Here is a 15653-nt window from a genome sequence, read left to right as displayed (position 1 = left end):
CGCGGCGCGTCAGTGCGACGCGCTGGGTACGTCGAGAATCAGGATGATCGTCCAGTCGGCGTCGCCGTCGTGGTGATACTGACGTTCGGCGACGATAAACGGTTGCTGCTTGCCTTGCGGACCGAGGAAAATTACGTCGCCCTCCATCGGCAGGCACTCGATCGGCGGCAGCGCGAGGAAGGCGTCGTCCGAGCCGCGCGGCATCAGTTGCTTGATCTTGCGAGTGGCTGCGTCGGTCCACTCGATGTCGAGTTGAATGTTGCTCATGCTGTCCTCCGCACCGGGGTGCGCACGGGTGGAAAATTTCGGTGCGCGACTTTAGCACAGCGCGCAGGCGCCGCAACCAAAAAAGCCGAACCCGGTTGCCCGGATTCGGCTTTTCGCTTGTGCGGTGCCGCCGAACTTACTGGCTGGCAGCGTCTGCCGGAGCGGCCTTGGCGGCCTTCTTGCCAGCCTTCTTCGCTGCCTTGTGGTGAGCAGCCTTCTTGCCGTGGTGCTCTTCCTGCACCGCCGGCTGTGCAGCCTCGGCTGCTTGCTGCTGTTGCAGTGCCTGTGCGCGCTGCTCGATCTCGGCGATCTTGGCCGGGTCGGTGATGGTCTGGATTTGCGTGCTCTCTTGCGCATACGCTGCGCCAGTCAGCGCCGACATCGCGACCAGAATAGCCAGGGACGTCTTCTTCATTGCTTTACCTCCGCTAAGTGGTGATGAACCCGAATGTTGCCGTTTTGTCTGGCGACTGCAATCGAGTGCGTGTCGAGTGTAACAAAAGTGACGGATCAATGTGCACCGGATCGGTGTGCAGCGCAAGGCCCCGTTGAAGTCGCGCAACACTTCGTGCATTCCGTCATGCGCATGCCATCCCGCGCGGCGCAGTCGTTTTCGCGTTCGCTGCACGCGTCGCCATCAAAACCAGCCGAGCCACCGGTAGACGTGGAACTGCGCGATGCCGATCAGCTCGTGCAATGCCTGATTCGCGTCTTCCAGGTTGTGCCAGCGGGGCAGCCAGCCCGTTTGCGCGCGCCGGCGATTGGAATAAACGGGCTGCGGATCGATGCCGAAGCGGCGGAAATCGAGCAATGCGCGACGCATCTGGTAGGACGATGCGACGAGAATGCGCGAGTCGTCATGTTGTGAGCGTAGTATAGAAGCGGTGAATTTCGCATTTTCGTAGGTGGTACGGCTGTCCGGCTCGAGAACGAGGTCGCCGGGAGCGACGCCTTCCGCGATCAGGCGGCGCCCGTAGACCGCCGCCTCGGTTTCGCCGTGATGTTGAGGGTCGCCGCCCGACATCACCACGGTGCAGCGGGTGGCCTGCTCGCGGCACGTGCGATAGAGCGCCGCGGTCGTGCGGATGCGTGCTTCGCCGTCGGGCGGCGGCCGCAGGCCGGTGTCGCTGCGCCGTGTGCCGATGCCGATGATGATCAGTGTGGTGCGGCCGTGCATGTCGGGGCGCTCGACCGGCGTCACGCCCGCCTCGGTCCATGCGATGAGTGGCGCGGTGAGCCAGCCTGTCGCGAGCAGCCAGAGCAGCGCGATGCTCGCGATCGCGATGAGTCTCCGCCGCTTGCGGAAGAGCATGAAACCGATGAAGAGAAGTACAAATGAATCGAACAGAATCAATTTGATTGGGGTATGGTGTCTTTTTATGGACGGCTGACGATCCGGCCCTGACGCGACGCCGAACGTCGGCCCCCAGAATCGGTGGCGGTATCGGCGGGTGGAGCTCCCGCCCGGCGCGCCGCTTCGCATTGTCGCTGCACTTTAAGAAAGAATCGAGATGGCCACGTATTCCAACGAAGCGGTGCTCGACGCATTGAGACGAGTGCAGTACCGCCAGGTACCGTGGGCGCGCCGCCCGGGCGTGTTCGAGTATCTTCGGTCGCTGGGGCTGATGGACACGGTCAGGCAGAAGACGGTTGCCCCCGCGCCCGGTTTCCATGCGCCGGTCGACATCGCGGTGCTGACCGATAGTGGTCGGGCCGAATGCGCGCGCCTCGAGCGCGACGAGAAATTACTTTCCTGGACCGATCGCCGTATGGACGACTACGCGTTAAGCGAAGCGAGCGCCGTGGCGATTCTCGAAAGCCGCCTGTAGCGGCGCACTCCTGACCTCGCGCCGTCGTCGGCGGCATTCAAAAAAAAGCCCGTATCGCGAGGATACGGGCGTACCGGATACTTTTGCTGTTGCCACGCTGTGCTCATGGCAACGGATGTGACTCGTCGTATGTCGAGCAGTTCCCGGATTCGGGAATTTTCTTTGACGAAATCCTGTGGACTACGGATGACGCGGCAGGTCCGTCGGCTGCGAGCCGATGCGCGCGCGTGCGTTGCTGGCGATGTCGCCGCGCAAATCGCCGCGCGGCACGGTCTGTCGATTGAGCGACGTGGCGGGCGGTTGCTGGCGAAGGGTGTTTCGGTGATCCTGCTGGCGGTGAGGCGGCTTCGCGCGATCGTCGGCGTGAGCGGGGGCGGTCAGCGCCAGCGAAATGACAATGCCGCATGCGACGAGCAGTGACATTGTTTTCATGGCGGGGCTCCCTTCAAGCCATCGGCGCGGCTTGTTGATATGACGCTAAGGTAAGCGCGGGAGTGCAGGCTTGCTGTAAATAATAGTAAATAGATGTATCGCGGCGCGACAGCGGTAATCGACGACGACGCGGGCGCCGCGCAAAACGCGTGGCGCCGAAAGAAACCGGGCGGCCGAAGCCGCCCGATCGAGCATGCGTTACGCCATCTTCACGGGGGCGCGCCAGGATTCCGGATTGGTCCAGAAGGCGCCGCGCAACCGGTCGCGGCTCGGCGGTGCAGGCGGCTTCGCCGCGCTTGCCCCGATGCGCCCGCGCAGCGAGATCTGGCGGCCGCTCGTGCCGAGGCGCTTGACGATTTCGGCGAGCGTCCCGTCCGCCTGCCATTCGTCGAAGCGACGGCGGCAGGTCGGCGGCGACGGATAGCGACCCGGCAGCTTCGACCAGCCTTCGCCGGTCGACAGTACCCACAGCACGGCGTTTACCACCGAGCGGGCCTCCACGCGGGGGCGGCCGCGCCGTTCACTGCGTGCGGGTTCCGAGCAAAACAGACCTTCGACCAGCGCCCACTCGTTATCTCTCAAATCGTCGAACAGCATCATGTCCTCACCTCAGCGAAGCTAACTCCGGTGCGCTGCCCTGCGCCGCGCACTCTTCAAGCACTCGAGCGTCGAGTGCCGGGTGGGGGCGTCCGGTTGACCGGCAGCGGCGTTTCTGCCTTCCGTCCGACTCGACCTGCGCCCTGTGCGTCAGGTAAAGCACGATGCGTGCCATGTCGGAGGCGATTCCCTCGAGAGCCGCTTGGCAGCGGGCTAACGGCTAAGTCAGCTAGGGGCGTATAAGACGCCAAAATAACCCGTCAGCAAATCAGGACAATCACCAATCTTGTGCAATTCGCCCGCACCACGTGCGTTTCCGTGGATATTGCACCGCAGCGAAACATGTGCGGCCGGTGCGGCATTCGCCAATCGACGCTGATTTCGTGCATTAAAATCGTGCATCGATATCGACGATTGATGAGGTGAGGGGATGAACGTTACGCTGCGCCAGCTTCGCGTATTCATCGAGGTTGCGCGGCTCCGGAGCTTCAGTCGCGCGGGTGACGAGATCGGACTCACGCAGTCCGCGGTCAGCCGTTGCGTGCGCGAACTCGAGGCCGAACTCGGGCTGAAGCTGATCGACCGGACGACCCGCGACGTGCAGTTGACCGACGTCGGGGGGAACCTGATCGCGAGTGTGTCCCGCCTGATCGACGATCTCGACGACACGCTGCGCGAGATTCGCGAGATCGGCGAGCAGCGGCGGGGGCGCGTGATCGTCGCCGCGAGCCCGACGATTGCGTGCCGGCTGATGCCGCGCGTCGTCGCGGCCTGCGAGCGCCAGTTTCCGTTCGTCACGCTCGGCCTGCGCGACGACGTGCAGAGCGACGTGCTGCGAAAGGTGAAGTCGAGCGAGGTCGATTTCGGCGTCGTCATCGGGCCGCTTACCGTTGCCGACCTCGTGTGCGAACCGTTGATGACCGACTCGTTCTGCCTGGTCGCGCGCGCCGATCATCCGCTCGCGGCGCGGGCCGAGGTGCCCTGGACGGCGCTCGACGGCGAGCGCCTCGTCCTGCTCGACCACGCGTCCGGAAGCCGGCCGTTGATCGACGCCGCGCTGGCAGCCCATCGGGTGAACGCGACGGTCATGCAGGAGCTCGGTCATTCGGCGACGGTATTCGGGCTCGTCGAGGCCGGTGTCGGCGTGAGCGTGCAGCCGTGGCTGTCGCTGCCGCTGCCGGCGGGATCATCGCTGGTCGCGCGGCCGCTGACGCCGCGTACCGAGCGCACTGTCGAGTTGGTGCGCCGCCGCGACCGGTCGCTGTCGCCGGCCGCGCAGGCGATCTGGGAACTCGTGCGCCAGATGCCGGCGCGGGCGGAAGACCTCGATTGAGGGTGCTGATCCGGCGCGCACGCCGGTACACTACGCGGATCGTGTTCCTCGGTGGCGGTTCTCGATGACGTATTCCGCAGATGTCGGCCCGGCGACGGGCGAGCCGACGGCACGCAGCGCGGTCCGCGCGCTGCGTCCTTCGCTGATCAGGGAAGTCGCGAACGCCGGCTTCGGCGTGCCCGACGTGCTGCCATTCTGGTTCGGCGAATCCGATCGCGTGACGCCGGCATTCATTCGCGACGCGGCTGCCGCGGCGCTGCGCGACGGCGCAACCTTCTACACGCACAACCTCGGCACGGTATCGTTGCGTAACGCGATTGCGGCCTATGTGAGCGCGCGTCACGGCGCGACCGCGGCCGACGCGATCGCCGTGACGAGTTCGGGCGTGAGCGCGCTGATGCTGGCCGCGCAGCTGCTGGTCGGTCCGGGCGATCGCGTCGTCGCGGTTACGCCGCTCTGGCCGAACCTCGTTGAAATCCCGAAGATTCTCGGTGCACAGGTCGAGTGCATGCCGCTCCGCCATGGCGATGAGGGTTGGGGGCTCGACATCGACCGGCTACTCGCGGCGCTGACGCCCGGCACGCGAATGCTGTTCGTGAACTCGCCGAACAATCCGACCGGCTGGACGATGTCCCGCGACGACCAGCGGGCCGTCCTCGCGCATTGCCGGCGTCACGGCATCTGGGTGGTCTCGGACGAGGTGTACGAACGGCTCGCGTTCGGCGCGGACGGCGCGCCGTCGTTTCTCGACATTGCGTCGCGCGACGAGCGGGTCATCGTCGTGAATTCGTTCTCGAAGGCCTGGGCGATGACGGGCTGGCGGCTCGGATGGCTGGTCGCGCCGGCGTCGATCATGGACGATTTGTCGAAGCTGGTCGAATACAACACATCGTGTGCGCCGGGTTTCATCCAGGCCGCGGGGGAAGTCGCGCTGCGCGATGGCGAATCGTTCGTGCACTCGTTCGTTGCGGCGCTGCGTGGCGCGCGCGACCACCTGGTCGCCGCGCTGCGCACGTTGCCGGGCGTCGATGTGCCGCCTCCGCCGGGCGCGATGTACCTGTTCCTGCGCCTGCCGGGCGCGGACGACAGTCTCGCGTTCTGCAAGTCGCTGGTGCGCGAGGCCGGGCTTGGGCTGGCGCCGGGGCGCGCGTTCGGCCCGGAGGGGGAAGGGTTCGTGCGCTGGTGCTACGCGTGCGATCCGGTGCGGCTCGACGCGGGCGTCGAGCGCTTGCGGGCGTTCCTCGCGCGCGGCGCGGGCCTGCGTTGAAGCGGGGGCGGAGCTGCTGCGGCGTGCGGGCGACGGGCCGTTCGGCTCATCTTTACGCACCGGGCAATTTTGCGTAAGATGGCGCTCAGTCACGCGGTTCCGTCGTTGAGCCGTGCTGTTCCGTCCGGTTTGGGCTTGGCTTGAAGTTGGTTCGCCGCCCCCGGTTCGTGCTCCCATCAATATGACCGATCAGAATCGGGCGAGCGCGTCTTCCGTTCCTTTCGTCTGTTTGTTGATCCGGTTCGTTTGACCACAGGGTCTGGCCTAGCTGCATGAATACCCAAGAGGCGAAGATCGTCCTCGAGACTGCCTTGATCTGCGCGCAAGAACCGCTGAAACTCGGCGATTTGCGCAAGCTCTTTGCCGACGGCGTGTCGGCTGACACGGTCCGCACGTTGCTCGAAGATCTGAAACAGGATTGGTCCGGTCGCGGTGTCGAACTGGTGGCGCTGGCAACCGGATGGCGCTTTCAGAGCAAGCCGGCGATGCGCCATTATCTGGACCGGCTGCATCCCGAGAAGCCGCCGAAATATTCGCGCGCGGTGCTCGAAACGCTCGCGATCATCGCGTATCGGCAACCCGTCACGCGCGGCGACATCGAAGAGATTCGCGGCGTCACGGTCAATACGCAGGTGGTCAAGCAGCTCGAGGATCGCGGCTGGATCGAGGTGATCGGGCATCGCGACGTGCCGGGACGTCCGGCGCTGTACGCGACGACCAAGCAGTTCCTCGACGATCTCGGCCTGAAGGCGCTCGACGACCTGCCGGCGCTCGAGGAGCCGGCCGCGAACATCGAGGCCGCCCTGCTCGCGCAGCAGGCGATGGACTTCGATGGCGACGCGCCGGTAGCGGACGTGGTGCCGGAAGCCGGCGAAGCGGCGGCCGACGTGTCGCACATGCAGCCGGATGAATTGCCGGGCGACGCCGCAGCGGAAGGTGCGGCGACGCAGGAAATGCCGAACCGCGATACGCTGGAAGCTGATCGCGTTCAGATGGAACAGGGCGGCGCCGAAGTAGCGCCGGCCGGCGAGCAGCCCGAGTCGCTGCGCGCGGAAGGGAACGAGGAAGATCGCAAACCGGCCGCCGACGCGGTTGCCGGAGACGGAGCGGAAGCGGCCGGCGACATGCCGGGCGAGCCTGGCCACGCTGACGCCTCACGCTCCCGTCCCGCGGACGGCGAACTGCTGGACGATACGTCCGACAGCCTCGCCGATGCCGTACGCAGTGCCAGCGCGCCCATCGGCGCCGACGCACTGCCGGACGACGAAGCAGAACCCGAACAGCGCCGCGCCTGATCGCGGCCGACTTCTTGCCGCGCCCGAGCCGGGCGCGAGACCTGACATTTTGAGGTTGTTTTGACTGATATCCACGATATTGAATCGTCCGCGCCTGCCGTGCAGGCCGCGCGTGCCGACGATGCGCCGGAGCAGGATGCTCCGGCCGCGGGTGGTGACGAGCGTCCCCGCCGCGGCCTGCGGCGCGGCCCGCGCAGCCTGATCGCGCGCCGCCGTGCGGCGGCCAAGTCGAAGGGCGAAGGCGAGTCGCAGGGCGGCGAAGGCGCGGATGCGCAGCCGGCCGCGGAAGCTCAGCCCGCACGCGCGCCGCGCAAGGAAGGCGCGGCCAAGGGCGGCCGCAAGCCGGCCGGCAAGCGCGAAGGTGCGGCCAAGGGTGCCCAGGGCGGGCAAGGCGGCCAGGCGCGGCGCGGCGGGTCGGCGAAGGCCGAGGGCGGCGCAGCGAAGGCCGACGGCGACGTAGCGTCGCAGGACGACCTGTTCGCCTATGTGACGTCGCCGGCGTTCGATGCGGACAATTCCGCCGGCGGCAGCGGCGTACGTGCGCCGATGCTGCGTCGCGGCCGCAACCAGCCGACGAACAAGCGCGTGCTGTCGCCGGACGACGACGCGCCGAAGCTCCACAAGGTGCTCGCGGAAGCCGGCATGGGCTCGCGCCGTGAAATGGAAGAGTTGATCGTCGCCGGCCGCGTGTCGGTGAACGGTGAGCCCGCGCACATCGGCCAGCGCATCATGCCGACCGACCAGGTCCGCATCAACGGCAAGCCAGTCAAGCGCAAGCTGCCGAACAAGCCGCCGCGCGTGCTGCTGTACCACAAGCCGACGGGCGAGATCGTCAGTCACGCGGACCCGGAGGGTCGTCCGTCGGTGTTCGATCGTCTGCCGCCGATGAAGACGGCGAAATGGCTCGCGGTGGGTCGTCTCGACTTCAACACCGAAGGTCTGCTGATGCTCACGACGTCGGGCGATCTCGCAAACCGTTTCATGCATCCGCGCTACAGCGTCGAGCGCGAGTATGCGGTGCGCGTCGTCGGCGAATTGTCCGAAGGGATGCGGCAGAAGCTGCTGCACGGCGTCGAACTCGATGACGGCCCGGCGAACTTCCTGCGCATCCGCGACGGCGGCGGCGAGGGCACGAACCATTGGTATCACGTCGCGCTGGCCGAAGGCCGCAACCGCGAAGTGCGCCGGATGTTCGAGGCGGCCGGCCTGATGGTGAGTCGCCTGATCCGTACGCGTCACGGTCCGATTCCGCTGCCGCGCGGCCTGAAGCGCGGTCGTTGGGAGGAGCTCGACGAAGCGCAGGTGCGCAAGCTGATGGCGACCGTCGGCCTGAAGGCGCCGTCCGAGGAAAAGGGCAAGCGTGGTGGTGGCGGGCAGGCCGAGCGCCGCCAGCCGGATCCGATGCAGACGTCGATGGGCTTCATCGGCCGCGAGCCGGTGCTGACGACGCATGGTCAGCTCGATCAGCCGCGTCGCGGTGGTGGTCGACGTGGCGCGCCGGGCTTGCCTGGCCTGAGCGGCTACGGCAGCCTGCCGGTTTCGCCGTCGGGCTACGGCAACCGCTCGGGCGGCGGTCGCGATGTCGATGGCAATCGTGCGTCGTATGGCGCCGGCCCCAAGCGTGAAGGCGCGGGCGGCAAGCGCGGCGGCGGCAAGGGCGGCAACCGCAATCCGAACGGCAATCGCGCCGAAGGCGCCGGCAACGGTGGCGGTGGTGCGCGCGGCGGCCAGCGTCCGCAGCGTAATCGCTCGCGCGGTCGCTGAGCGTTTCCGGCGGTCGGCGGCGTGAAGCCGCCGGTGTGCCCGCAATACTGGCGCGAGTCGGGTTGCATCGGCATCTCGCGTTGCGCGGTTTGCTTTCGACTGTATATATACGCGCTGCCGGATTGTGCCGCCTGGTCGGACAGTCCGGTTTCGCATTTTTGGTCGGTAAAGGCGGGCTGGACGCTGCTTTTACCGGCTGGCTTGGCGTTTGCGCCAAAAATCGCTATAATCGCGGAGTCGCTGGGCGTACGGATTCAATGTGCGGCTCAGGTGCGACCACCAGTAAGAAGATGGGCGTTCCGCCCATTTTTTTTTGCTGAAACGGTTAGGCATCTCGGGTAGCGCTTCCTGCGCCGGCTAAGGCGCGCGCCCGCGGGTGAATCGCGAGCGGCGGGCGCGAACACCTGAGAGGACACTGTGCAACTGACGGAACTGATAGAAACCACGGTCACCGGGCTCGGCTACGAGCTGGTGGATCTCGAGCGCACCGGGCGCGGCATGCTTTGCATCTATATCGATCAGCCTGCCGGCATCTCGCTCGAAGATTGCGAAAAGGTCACGCGTCAGCTCCAGCACGTCTTGACGGTCGAAAACATCGATTACGAACGGCTCGAAGTCTCGTCCCCGGGGCTCGACCGCCCGTTGAAGAAGCTGGCCGACTTCGAGCGCTTCGCCGGCAGCGAAGTTTCCGTGACCTTGAAAAAGCCGCTGGACGGGCGCAAGACGTACCGGGGCATTCTGCACGCGCCGAATGGCGAAACGATCGGTTTGGAATTTGAGAGGAAGAAGGGCGAGGCAGCCATGCTGGATTTCACGCTGGCCGATATCGACAAAGCCCGCCTGATTCCGCAAGTTGACTTTAGGAGCCGCAAATAATGAGTCGCGAAGTGTTGATGCTGGTGGATGCGCTGGCGCGCGAGAAAAACGTCGACAAGGATGTGGTGCTGGGCGCCCTCGAGGCTGCGCTCGCGTCCGCTTCCAAGAAGCTGTTCGACGAAGGCGCCGAAATCCGCGTCCATATCGATCGCGAAAGCGGCGAGCACGAAACCTTCCGTCGCTGGCTCGTCGTGCCCGACGAGGCAGGCTTGCAGGAGCCGGATCGCGAGATCCTGCTGTTCGAAGCGCGTGAGCAGAACCCCGACGTCGAAGTCGGCGAATTCATCGAGGAGCCGGTGCCGTCGATCGAGTTTGGCCGTATCGGCGCGCAAGCCGCCAAGCAGGTGATTCTGCAGAAGGTGCGCGATGCCGAGCGCGAGCAGATCCTGAACGACTACCTCGAACGCGGCGAAAAGATCATGACCGGCACGGTGAAGCGCCTCGACAAGGGCAACTTCATCGTCGAATCGGGTCGTGTCGAAGCGCTGCTGCGTCGCGACCAGCTGATCCCGAAGGAAAACCTGCGCGTGGGTGACCGCGTGCGTGCATACATCGCGAAGGTCGACCGCACCGCGCGCGGCCCGCAGATCGAACTCTCGCGCACGGCGCCCGAGTTCCTGATGAAGTTGTTCGAGATGGAAGTGCCGGAAATCGAGCAGGGCCTGCTCGAGATCAAGGCAGCCGCTCGCGATCCGGGCGTGCGCGCGAAGATCGGCGTGATCGCCTACGACAAGCGGATCGATCCGATCGGCACCTGCGTCGGCATCCGCGGTTCGCGCGTGCAGGCCGTGCGCAACGAGCTCGGTGGCGAAAACATCGACATCGTGCTATGGTCCGAGGATCCCGCCCAGTTCGTGATCGGCGCGCTCGCGCCGGCAGCCGTCCAGTCGATCGTCGTCGATGAAGAAAAGCACTCGATGGACGTCGTCGTCGACGAAAACGAGCTGGCTGTCGCGATCGGCCGCAGCGGTCAGAACGTTCGCCTTGCCGGCGAGCTGACCGGCTGGCAGATCAACATCATGACGCCGGACGAATCCGCCCTGAAGCAGGGTGAAGAGCGCGATCGACTGCGTTCGCTGTTCATGGCGCGTCTCGACGTCGACGAAGAAGTTGCCGACATCCTGATCGACGAAGGCTTCACGAGCCTCGAAGAGATCGCTTACGTGCCGCTCAACGAAATGCTCGAAATCGAGGCATTCGACGAGGACACCGTGCACGAGCTGCGCAACCGCGCGCGCGACGCACTGTTGACGATGGCGATCGCGAACGAAGAAAAGGTCGAAAACGCAGCGCTGGATTTGAAGGGCCTCGACGGCGTCACGCCGGAGTTGCTCGCGAAGCTGGCCGAACACGGCATGCAGACGCGCGACGATCTCGCCGAGCTGGCTGTGGATGAACTGGTCGACATGACCGGGATGGAAGAGGATGCCGCTAAGGCGTTGATCATGAAAGCACGTGAACACTGGTTCCAGTGAGAAATGACCATGGCGCACTGATTTGATGGCGGCCGTATGGCCTGACCCGATGCTAACCGCAAGGAATCGGTCCTTGCACTAAGAGGAATGAATGGCGAGTAACAACGTAGCCCAATTTGCCGCGGAACTGAAAATGCCTGCTGGTGTGCTGCTCGAACAGCTGCAGGCAGCGGGCGTCCAGAAAGCGAGTGAAGACGATGCGCTGTCCGAGGCGGACAAGGCGCGTCTCCTCGATCATTTGCGCAAGTCGCACGGCGCAACCGACGGCGACAAGCGCAAGATCACGCTGACCCGCAAGCATACGTCGGAGATCAAGCAGTCTGACGCGACGGGCAAGGCTCGCACCATTCAGGTCGAGGTCCGCAAGAAGCGTACGTTCGTCAAGCGCGACGACGTGGCCGAGGGTGCGGAACAGGGTCAGGCGCAGGTTGCCGAAGCGGATGACGATGCGGATCTGAAGCGTCGCGAGGAAGAAGCGCGCCGCGAGGCCGAACTGCTCGAAAAGCAGGCGCAGGAACTGCGCGAGCGCCAGGAACGCCTCGAGCGCGAGGAAGCCGAGCGCCGTGCCCGCGAGGAAGCGGCCGAAGCCGAGCGCCGTCGTGCCGAGGAAGAAGCAGCGACGAAGCGCGCCGCGGCCGAAGCCGCAGCGGCACAGCAGGCTGCTGCCCAGCAGGCCGCCGAAGCCCAGCAGGAAGCAGCCGGTGCGCAGTCCGCGCAGGACGAAGCGCGCGCGGCCGCCGAACGTGCGGCCCAGCGTGAAGCGGCGAAGAAGGCCGAGGACGCTGCCCGCGAGGCGGCCGACAAGGCGCGGGCCGAGCAGGAAGAGATCAGCAAGCGTCGCGCGGCTGCAGAAGCCGAGGCACGCGCGATCCGCGAAATGATGAACACGCCGCGCAAGGCCGTGGTCAAGGCAGTCGAGCCGCCGAAGCCGGTGGAACCGCCGAAGCCGGCCGAAGCGAAGGGCACGCTGCACAAGCCGGCCAAGCCGGCAGGCGCAGGCGCGCAGGCACGTCCGGCCGTGAAGAAGCCGGCCGGCGCAGCGCCGGCGACGACGCAGGCACCGGCAGGCGCGGGCGACCGCAACAAGAAGCCGGGTGGCGGCAAGGGCGGCTGGCAGGACGACGCGGCCAAGCGCCGCGGCATCAAGACGCGCGGCGATTCGAGCGGCGGCGTCGACCGCGGTTGGCGCGGCGGCCCGAAGGGTCGCGGCCGTCACCAGGACAGCGCATCGACGTTCCAGGCGCCGACCGAGCCGATCGTGCGTGAAGTGCACGTGCCGGAAACCATCTCGGTTGCCGATCTCGCGCACAAGATGTCGATCAAGGCCTCCGAAGTCATCAAGGTGATGATGAAGATGGGCCAGATGGTCACGATCAACCAGGTGCTGGACCAGGAAACGGCGATGATCGTCGTCGAGGAACTGGGCCACCGTGCGGTCGCCGCGAAGCTGGACGATCCGGAAGCACTGCTGGTCGAAGGCGAGACCGGTACCGATGCGGAGCAACTGCCGCGTCCGCCGGTCGTCACCGTGATGGGTCACGTCGACCACGGCAAGACCTCGCTGCTCGACCACATCCGCCGCGCGAAGGTTGCAGCGGGCGAAGCGGGCGGCATTACGCAGCACATCGGCGCATACCACGTCGAAACGCCGCGCGGTGTCATCACGTTCCTCGATACGCCGGGTCACGAGGCGTTCACGGCAATGCGTGCACGCGGCGCGAAGGCGACCGACATCGTCGTGCTGGTGGTGGCTGCCGACGACGGCGTGATGCCGCAAACGAAGGAAGCCATCGCTCACGCGAAGGCGGGTGGCGTGCCGATCGTCGTGGCGATCAACAAGATCGACAAGCCGGAAGCGAACCCGGACCGCGTCAAGCAGGAACTGGTCGCGGAAGGCGTCGTGCCGGAAGAATACGGTGGCGATTCACCGTTCGTGCCGGTGTCGGCGAAGACGGGTGCCGGTATCGACGACCTGCTCGAGAACGTGCTGCTTCAGGCCGAAGTGCTGGAACTGAAGGCACCGGTCGAGGCGCCGGCCAAGGGCATCGTGATCGAAGCGAAGCTGGACAAGGGCAAGGGCCCGGTCGCGACGATCCTGGTGCAGTCCGGTACGCTGAACCGCGGCGACATCGTGCTGGCAGGCACGGCTTATGGCCGCGTGCGTGCGATGCTCGACGAGAACGGCAAGCCGACGAAGGAAGCTGGCCCGTCGATCCCGGTCGAAATCCAGGGTCTGTCGGAAGTGCCGGGTGCGGGCGAGGAAGTGATCGTGCTGCCGGACGAGCGCAAGGCGCGCGAAATCGCGCTGTTCCGTCAGGGCAAGTTCCGCGACGTCAAGCTGGCGAAGCAGCAGGCCGCGAAGCTGGAAAGCATGCTCGAGCAGATGGGCGAAGGCGAAGTGCAGAACCTGCCGCTCATCATCAAGGCGGACGTGCAGGGCTCGCAGGAAGCACTCGTGCAGTCGCTGCTCAAGCTGTCGACCGACGAAGTGCGCGTGCAGATCGTGCACAGCGCGGTGGGCGGCATCAGCGAAAACGACGTCAACCTCGCGACGGCATCGAAGGCGGTCATCATCGGCTTCAACACGCGTGCGGATGCACAGGCGCGCAAGCTGGCCGAAGCGAACGGTATCGACATTCGCTACTACAACATCATCTACGACGCAGTGGATGAGGTGAAGGCCGCGATGTCGGGCATGCTGGCGCCGGAGAAGCGCGAAGTCGTGACGGGCATGGTCGAGGTGCGCCAGGTGTTCAAGGTGCCGAAGGTCGGTACGGTTGCCGGCTGTATGGTCACCGACGGTATCGTCAAGCGCTCGTCGTCGGTTCGCGTGCTGCGCAACAACGTCGTGATCTTCACGGGCGAACTCGAATCGCTGAAGCGCTTCAAGGACGACGTGAAGGAAGTCAAGCAAGGCTTCGAGTGCGGTATGTCGGTGAAGAACTTCAACGACATCATCGAAGGCGACCAGTTCGAAGTCTTCGAAGTGACCGAAGTCGCACGTACGCTGTAATCGTCGCGTATCGGCTCGTGGGCGGGGCAGGCTTGGGCCTGTCCCGCCCATTTTCATGGTGGCGTGCCAGCGGCGCGCCGCTTTATCCTGATAAACGGATCACGGATCGATCATGTCCAGGAAACGTACTTCCCCCAATCGCAACGTTCAGATTGCAGACCAGATTCAACGCGATCTGTCCGAGCTCATCATGCGCGAGGTCAAGGACCCGCGCATCGGCATCGTGACCATCCAGAGCGTGGAGCTCACGCCGGACTATGCGCACGCGAAGGTCTATTTCACGGCGCTCACCGGCGATCCGGACAAGACGCAGGAAGCGTTGAATCACGCATCGGGTCACCTGCACAACCTGCTGTTCAAGCGCCTGCACATTCATACGGTGCCGACGCTGCATTTCCATTACGACCAGACGATCGAAAAGGCGGTGGAAATGTCGCGTCTGATCAAGGAAGCCAACTCGACGCGCGCGAAGGACGACGACGAAGCCGACGCGCCCGCGAAGGACGAGTGAGCGCGCGCGCACCATGACGACTGCAGCTCCTCAGCGTCCACGCGTGCCGCGGCGCGCGCTGGACGGCGTCCTTCTGCTGGACAAGCCGGTCGGCCTGTCGAGTAACGACGCCCTGATTCGCGCGAAGCGCCTGCTTCTCGCGAAGAAAGCCGGCCATACCGGCACGCTCGATCCGCTGGCCTCGGGGCTGTTGCCGCTGTGCTTCGGCGAGGCGACGAAGTTCTCGCAGGACTTGCTGGAAGCGGACAAGACCTACGAAGCGACGATGCGTCTCGGCGTGCGCACGACCACCGGTGATGCCGAAGGCGACGTGCTCGACACGCGCGTCGTCGAATGCGACCGGACGGCGGTGGAGGCGGCGCTCGCGCGCTTTACCGGCGAGATCGTGCAGGTGCCGCCGATGTATTCGGCGCTCAAGCGCGACGGCAAGCCGCTGTATGAATATGCGCGCGCGGGCCAGACCGTCGAACGGGAAGGCCGCAACGTGACGATCCATGCGCTCGATCTGCTGGCCTGCGACCTGCCGGACGTGACGTTTCGCGTGACTTGCAGCAAGGGGACGTACGTGCGCACGCTGGCGGAGGATATCGGCGAAGCGCTCGGTTGCGGCGCGCATCTGACGATGCTGCGTCGCACGGGCGTCGGCGCGCTGACGCTCGAACATGCGGTGACGCTCGACGCGCTGTCCGACGCCGCCGAAGCGGCGCGCGATGCGTGGCTTCAGCCGGTCGACGCGCTGCTGTCGACGTTTCCGCTGGTGCGTATCGACGAAGCCTGCGCGAAGCGGTTCCTGCACGGCCAGCGTCTGCCGCTGTCGGCGCTCGATTCGATCGACGCGGCGGAGGGCGAGCGTGTGCGCGTGTACGACGCGGCACGGCTGCTCGGTGTGGCTCGCAAGGCCAACGGCGTGCTCGCACCTGAGCGCCTCGTCGTGACGGCAGCGTGATCCGCGGCGCGCAAGCGCCGTCGGCATGAAAGAAAGCCCGGTCGAAAT

Annotated in this window: 14 protein-coding genes and 1 pseudogene; 10 read left to right on the top strand and 5 right to left on the bottom strand. The window is 65.7% G+C overall.

The window, feature by feature from the left end:
* Positions 1 to 9 precede the first annotated feature (9 nt).
* From ACV22V_RS24750 to ACV22V_RS24740, 3 genes are all read right to left on the bottom strand, one after another.
* On the bottom strand, positions 10 to 267 hold the full coding sequence (locus tag ACV22V_RS24750; protein WP_059533081.1) for a hypothetical protein: 258 nt from the start codon (positions 265 to 267) through the stop codon (positions 10 to 12).
* 136 nt (positions 268 to 403) lie between these two features.
* The gene (locus ACV22V_RS24745) at positions 404 to 682 is read right to left on the bottom strand and encodes a hypothetical protein (protein WP_059533079.1); all 279 of its coding nucleotides are present in this window, start codon (positions 680 to 682) and stop codon (positions 404 to 406) included.
* Between the two features lie 222 nt (positions 683 to 904).
* The gene (locus ACV22V_RS24740) at positions 905 to 1621 is read right to left on the bottom strand and encodes a YdcF family protein (RefSeq protein ID WP_448015782.1); all 717 of its coding nucleotides are present in this window, start codon (positions 1619 to 1621) and stop codon (positions 905 to 907) included.
* Positions 1622 to 1778: 157 nt separating this feature from the next.
* On the opposite strand from ACV22V_RS24740, the gene ACV22V_RS24735 reads away from it, so the two are divergent.
* A complete protein-coding gene (locus tag ACV22V_RS24735; RefSeq protein WP_059510817.1) occupies positions 1779 to 2096 on the top strand; it encodes a hypothetical protein in 318 nt (105 codons plus the stop codon).
* A gap of 180 nt (positions 2097 to 2276) precedes the next feature.
* Here ACV22V_RS24735 and ACV22V_RS24730 read toward each other — a convergent pair whose 3' ends face one another.
* Positions 2277 to 2528: a hypothetical protein gene (locus tag ACV22V_RS24730; RefSeq protein ID WP_059533075.1), complete on the bottom strand. Its 252-nt coding sequence runs from the start codon at positions 2526 to 2528 to the stop codon at positions 2277 to 2279.
* Positions 2529 to 2729: 201 nt separating this feature from the next.
* Positions 2730 to 3125 (bottom strand): annotated as a pseudogene (locus ACV22V_RS24725) (transposase); the annotation flags it as partial.
* A gap of 430 nt (positions 3126 to 3555) precedes the next feature.
* On the opposite strand from ACV22V_RS24725, the gene ACV22V_RS24720 reads away from it, so the two are divergent.
* The 9 genes from ACV22V_RS24720 (at position 3556) to truB (ending at position 15605) form a co-directional block, all read left to right on the top strand.
* A complete protein-coding gene (locus tag ACV22V_RS24720) occupies positions 3556 to 4458 on the top strand; it encodes a LysR family transcriptional regulator (RefSeq protein WP_059691817.1) in 903 nt (300 codons plus the stop codon).
* Between the two features lie 64 nt (positions 4459 to 4522).
* Positions 4523 to 5725, top strand: a complete 1203-nt coding sequence (locus ACV22V_RS24715) for a pyridoxal phosphate-dependent aminotransferase (RefSeq protein WP_448015781.1) — start codon at positions 4523 to 4525, stop codon at positions 5723 to 5725.
* 272 nt (positions 5726 to 5997) lie between these two features.
* The gene (gene scpB, locus ACV22V_RS24710; RefSeq protein ID WP_059533066.1) at positions 5998 to 7020 is read left to right on the top strand and encodes an SMC-Scp complex subunit ScpB; all 1023 of its coding nucleotides are present in this window, start codon (positions 5998 to 6000) and stop codon (positions 7018 to 7020) included.
* 60 nt (positions 7021 to 7080) lie between these two features.
* The gene (rluB, locus tag ACV22V_RS24705; protein WP_448015780.1) at positions 7081 to 8784 is read left to right on the top strand and encodes a 23S rRNA pseudouridine(2605) synthase RluB; all 1704 of its coding nucleotides are present in this window, start codon (positions 7081 to 7083) and stop codon (positions 8782 to 8784) included.
* Positions 8785 to 9201: 417 nt separating this feature from the next.
* Complete coding sequence (gene rimP, locus ACV22V_RS24700; RefSeq protein WP_014897219.1) at positions 9202 to 9660, top strand: ribosome maturation factor RimP; 459 nt, start codon at positions 9202 to 9204, stop codon at positions 9658 to 9660.
* Positions 9660 to 11135 carry a transcription termination factor NusA gene (gene nusA / locus ACV22V_RS24695; protein WP_059533060.1) on the top strand — a complete coding sequence of 492 codons (1476 nt, stop codon included), beginning with the start codon at positions 9660 to 9662 and terminating at the stop codon, positions 11133 to 11135. Before rimP ends, nusA begins: the two co-directional genes overlap by 1 nt.
* 91 nt (positions 11136 to 11226) lie before the next feature.
* On the top strand, positions 11227 to 14148 hold the full coding sequence (gene infB / locus ACV22V_RS24690; protein ID WP_059533057.1) for a translation initiation factor IF-2: 2922 nt from the start codon (positions 11227 to 11229) through the stop codon (positions 14146 to 14148).
* 190 nt (positions 14149 to 14338) lie between these two features.
* Complete coding sequence (gene rbfA / locus ACV22V_RS24685; RefSeq protein ID WP_373557200.1) at positions 14339 to 14659, top strand: 30S ribosome-binding factor RbfA; 321 nt, start codon at positions 14339 to 14341, stop codon at positions 14657 to 14659.
* A 13-nt stretch (positions 14660 to 14672) separates the two neighbouring features.
* A complete protein-coding gene (gene truB, locus ACV22V_RS24680; protein WP_448015779.1) occupies positions 14673 to 15605 on the top strand; it encodes a tRNA pseudouridine(55) synthase TruB in 933 nt (310 codons plus the stop codon).
* The last annotated feature ends 48 nt before the right edge of the window (positions 15606 to 15653 follow it).

Source organism: Burkholderia sp. AW33-5 (assembly GCF_053427615.1).
Note: the sequence above shows the minus strand (reverse complement) of the source record. Positions and strands in the feature narration are given on the sequence as shown.

Coding starts and splice junctions, on each gene's coding strand:
- ACV22V_RS24750 (WP_059533081.1), bottom strand. CDS start 267: ATGAGCAACATTCAACTCGACATCGAGTGGACCGACGCAGCCACTCGC.
- ACV22V_RS24745 (WP_059533079.1), bottom strand. CDS start 682: ATGAAGAAGACGTCCCTGGCTATTCTGGTCGCGATGTCGGCGCTGACT.
- ACV22V_RS24735 (WP_059510817.1), top strand. CDS start 1,779: ATGGCCACGTATTCCAACGAAGCGGTGCTCGACGCATTGAGACGAGTG.
- ACV22V_RS24730 (WP_059533075.1), bottom strand. CDS start 2,528: ATGAAAACAATGTCACTGCTCGTCGCATGCGGCATTGTCATTTCGCTG.
- ACV22V_RS24720 (WP_059691817.1), top strand. CDS start 3,556: ATGAACGTTACGCTGCGCCAGCTTCGCGTATTCATCGAGGTTGCGCGG.
- ACV22V_RS24715 (WP_448015781.1), top strand. CDS start 4,523: ATGACGTATTCCGCAGATGTCGGCCCGGCGACGGGCGAGCCGACGGCA.
- scpB (WP_059533066.1), top strand. CDS start 5,998: ATGAATACCCAAGAGGCGAAGATCGTCCTCGAGACTGCCTTGATCTGC.
- nusA (WP_059533060.1), top strand. CDS start 9,660: ATGAGTCGCGAAGTGTTGATGCTGGTGGATGCGCTGGCGCGCGAGAAA.
- infB (WP_059533057.1), top strand. CDS start 11,227: ATGGCGAGTAACAACGTAGCCCAATTTGCCGCGGAACTGAAAATGCCT.
- rbfA (WP_373557200.1), top strand. CDS start 14,339: ATGCGCGAGGTCAAGGACCCGCGCATCGGCATCGTGACCATCCAGAGC.
- truB (WP_448015779.1), top strand. CDS start 14,673: ATGACGACTGCAGCTCCTCAGCGTCCACGCGTGCCGCGGCGCGCGCTG.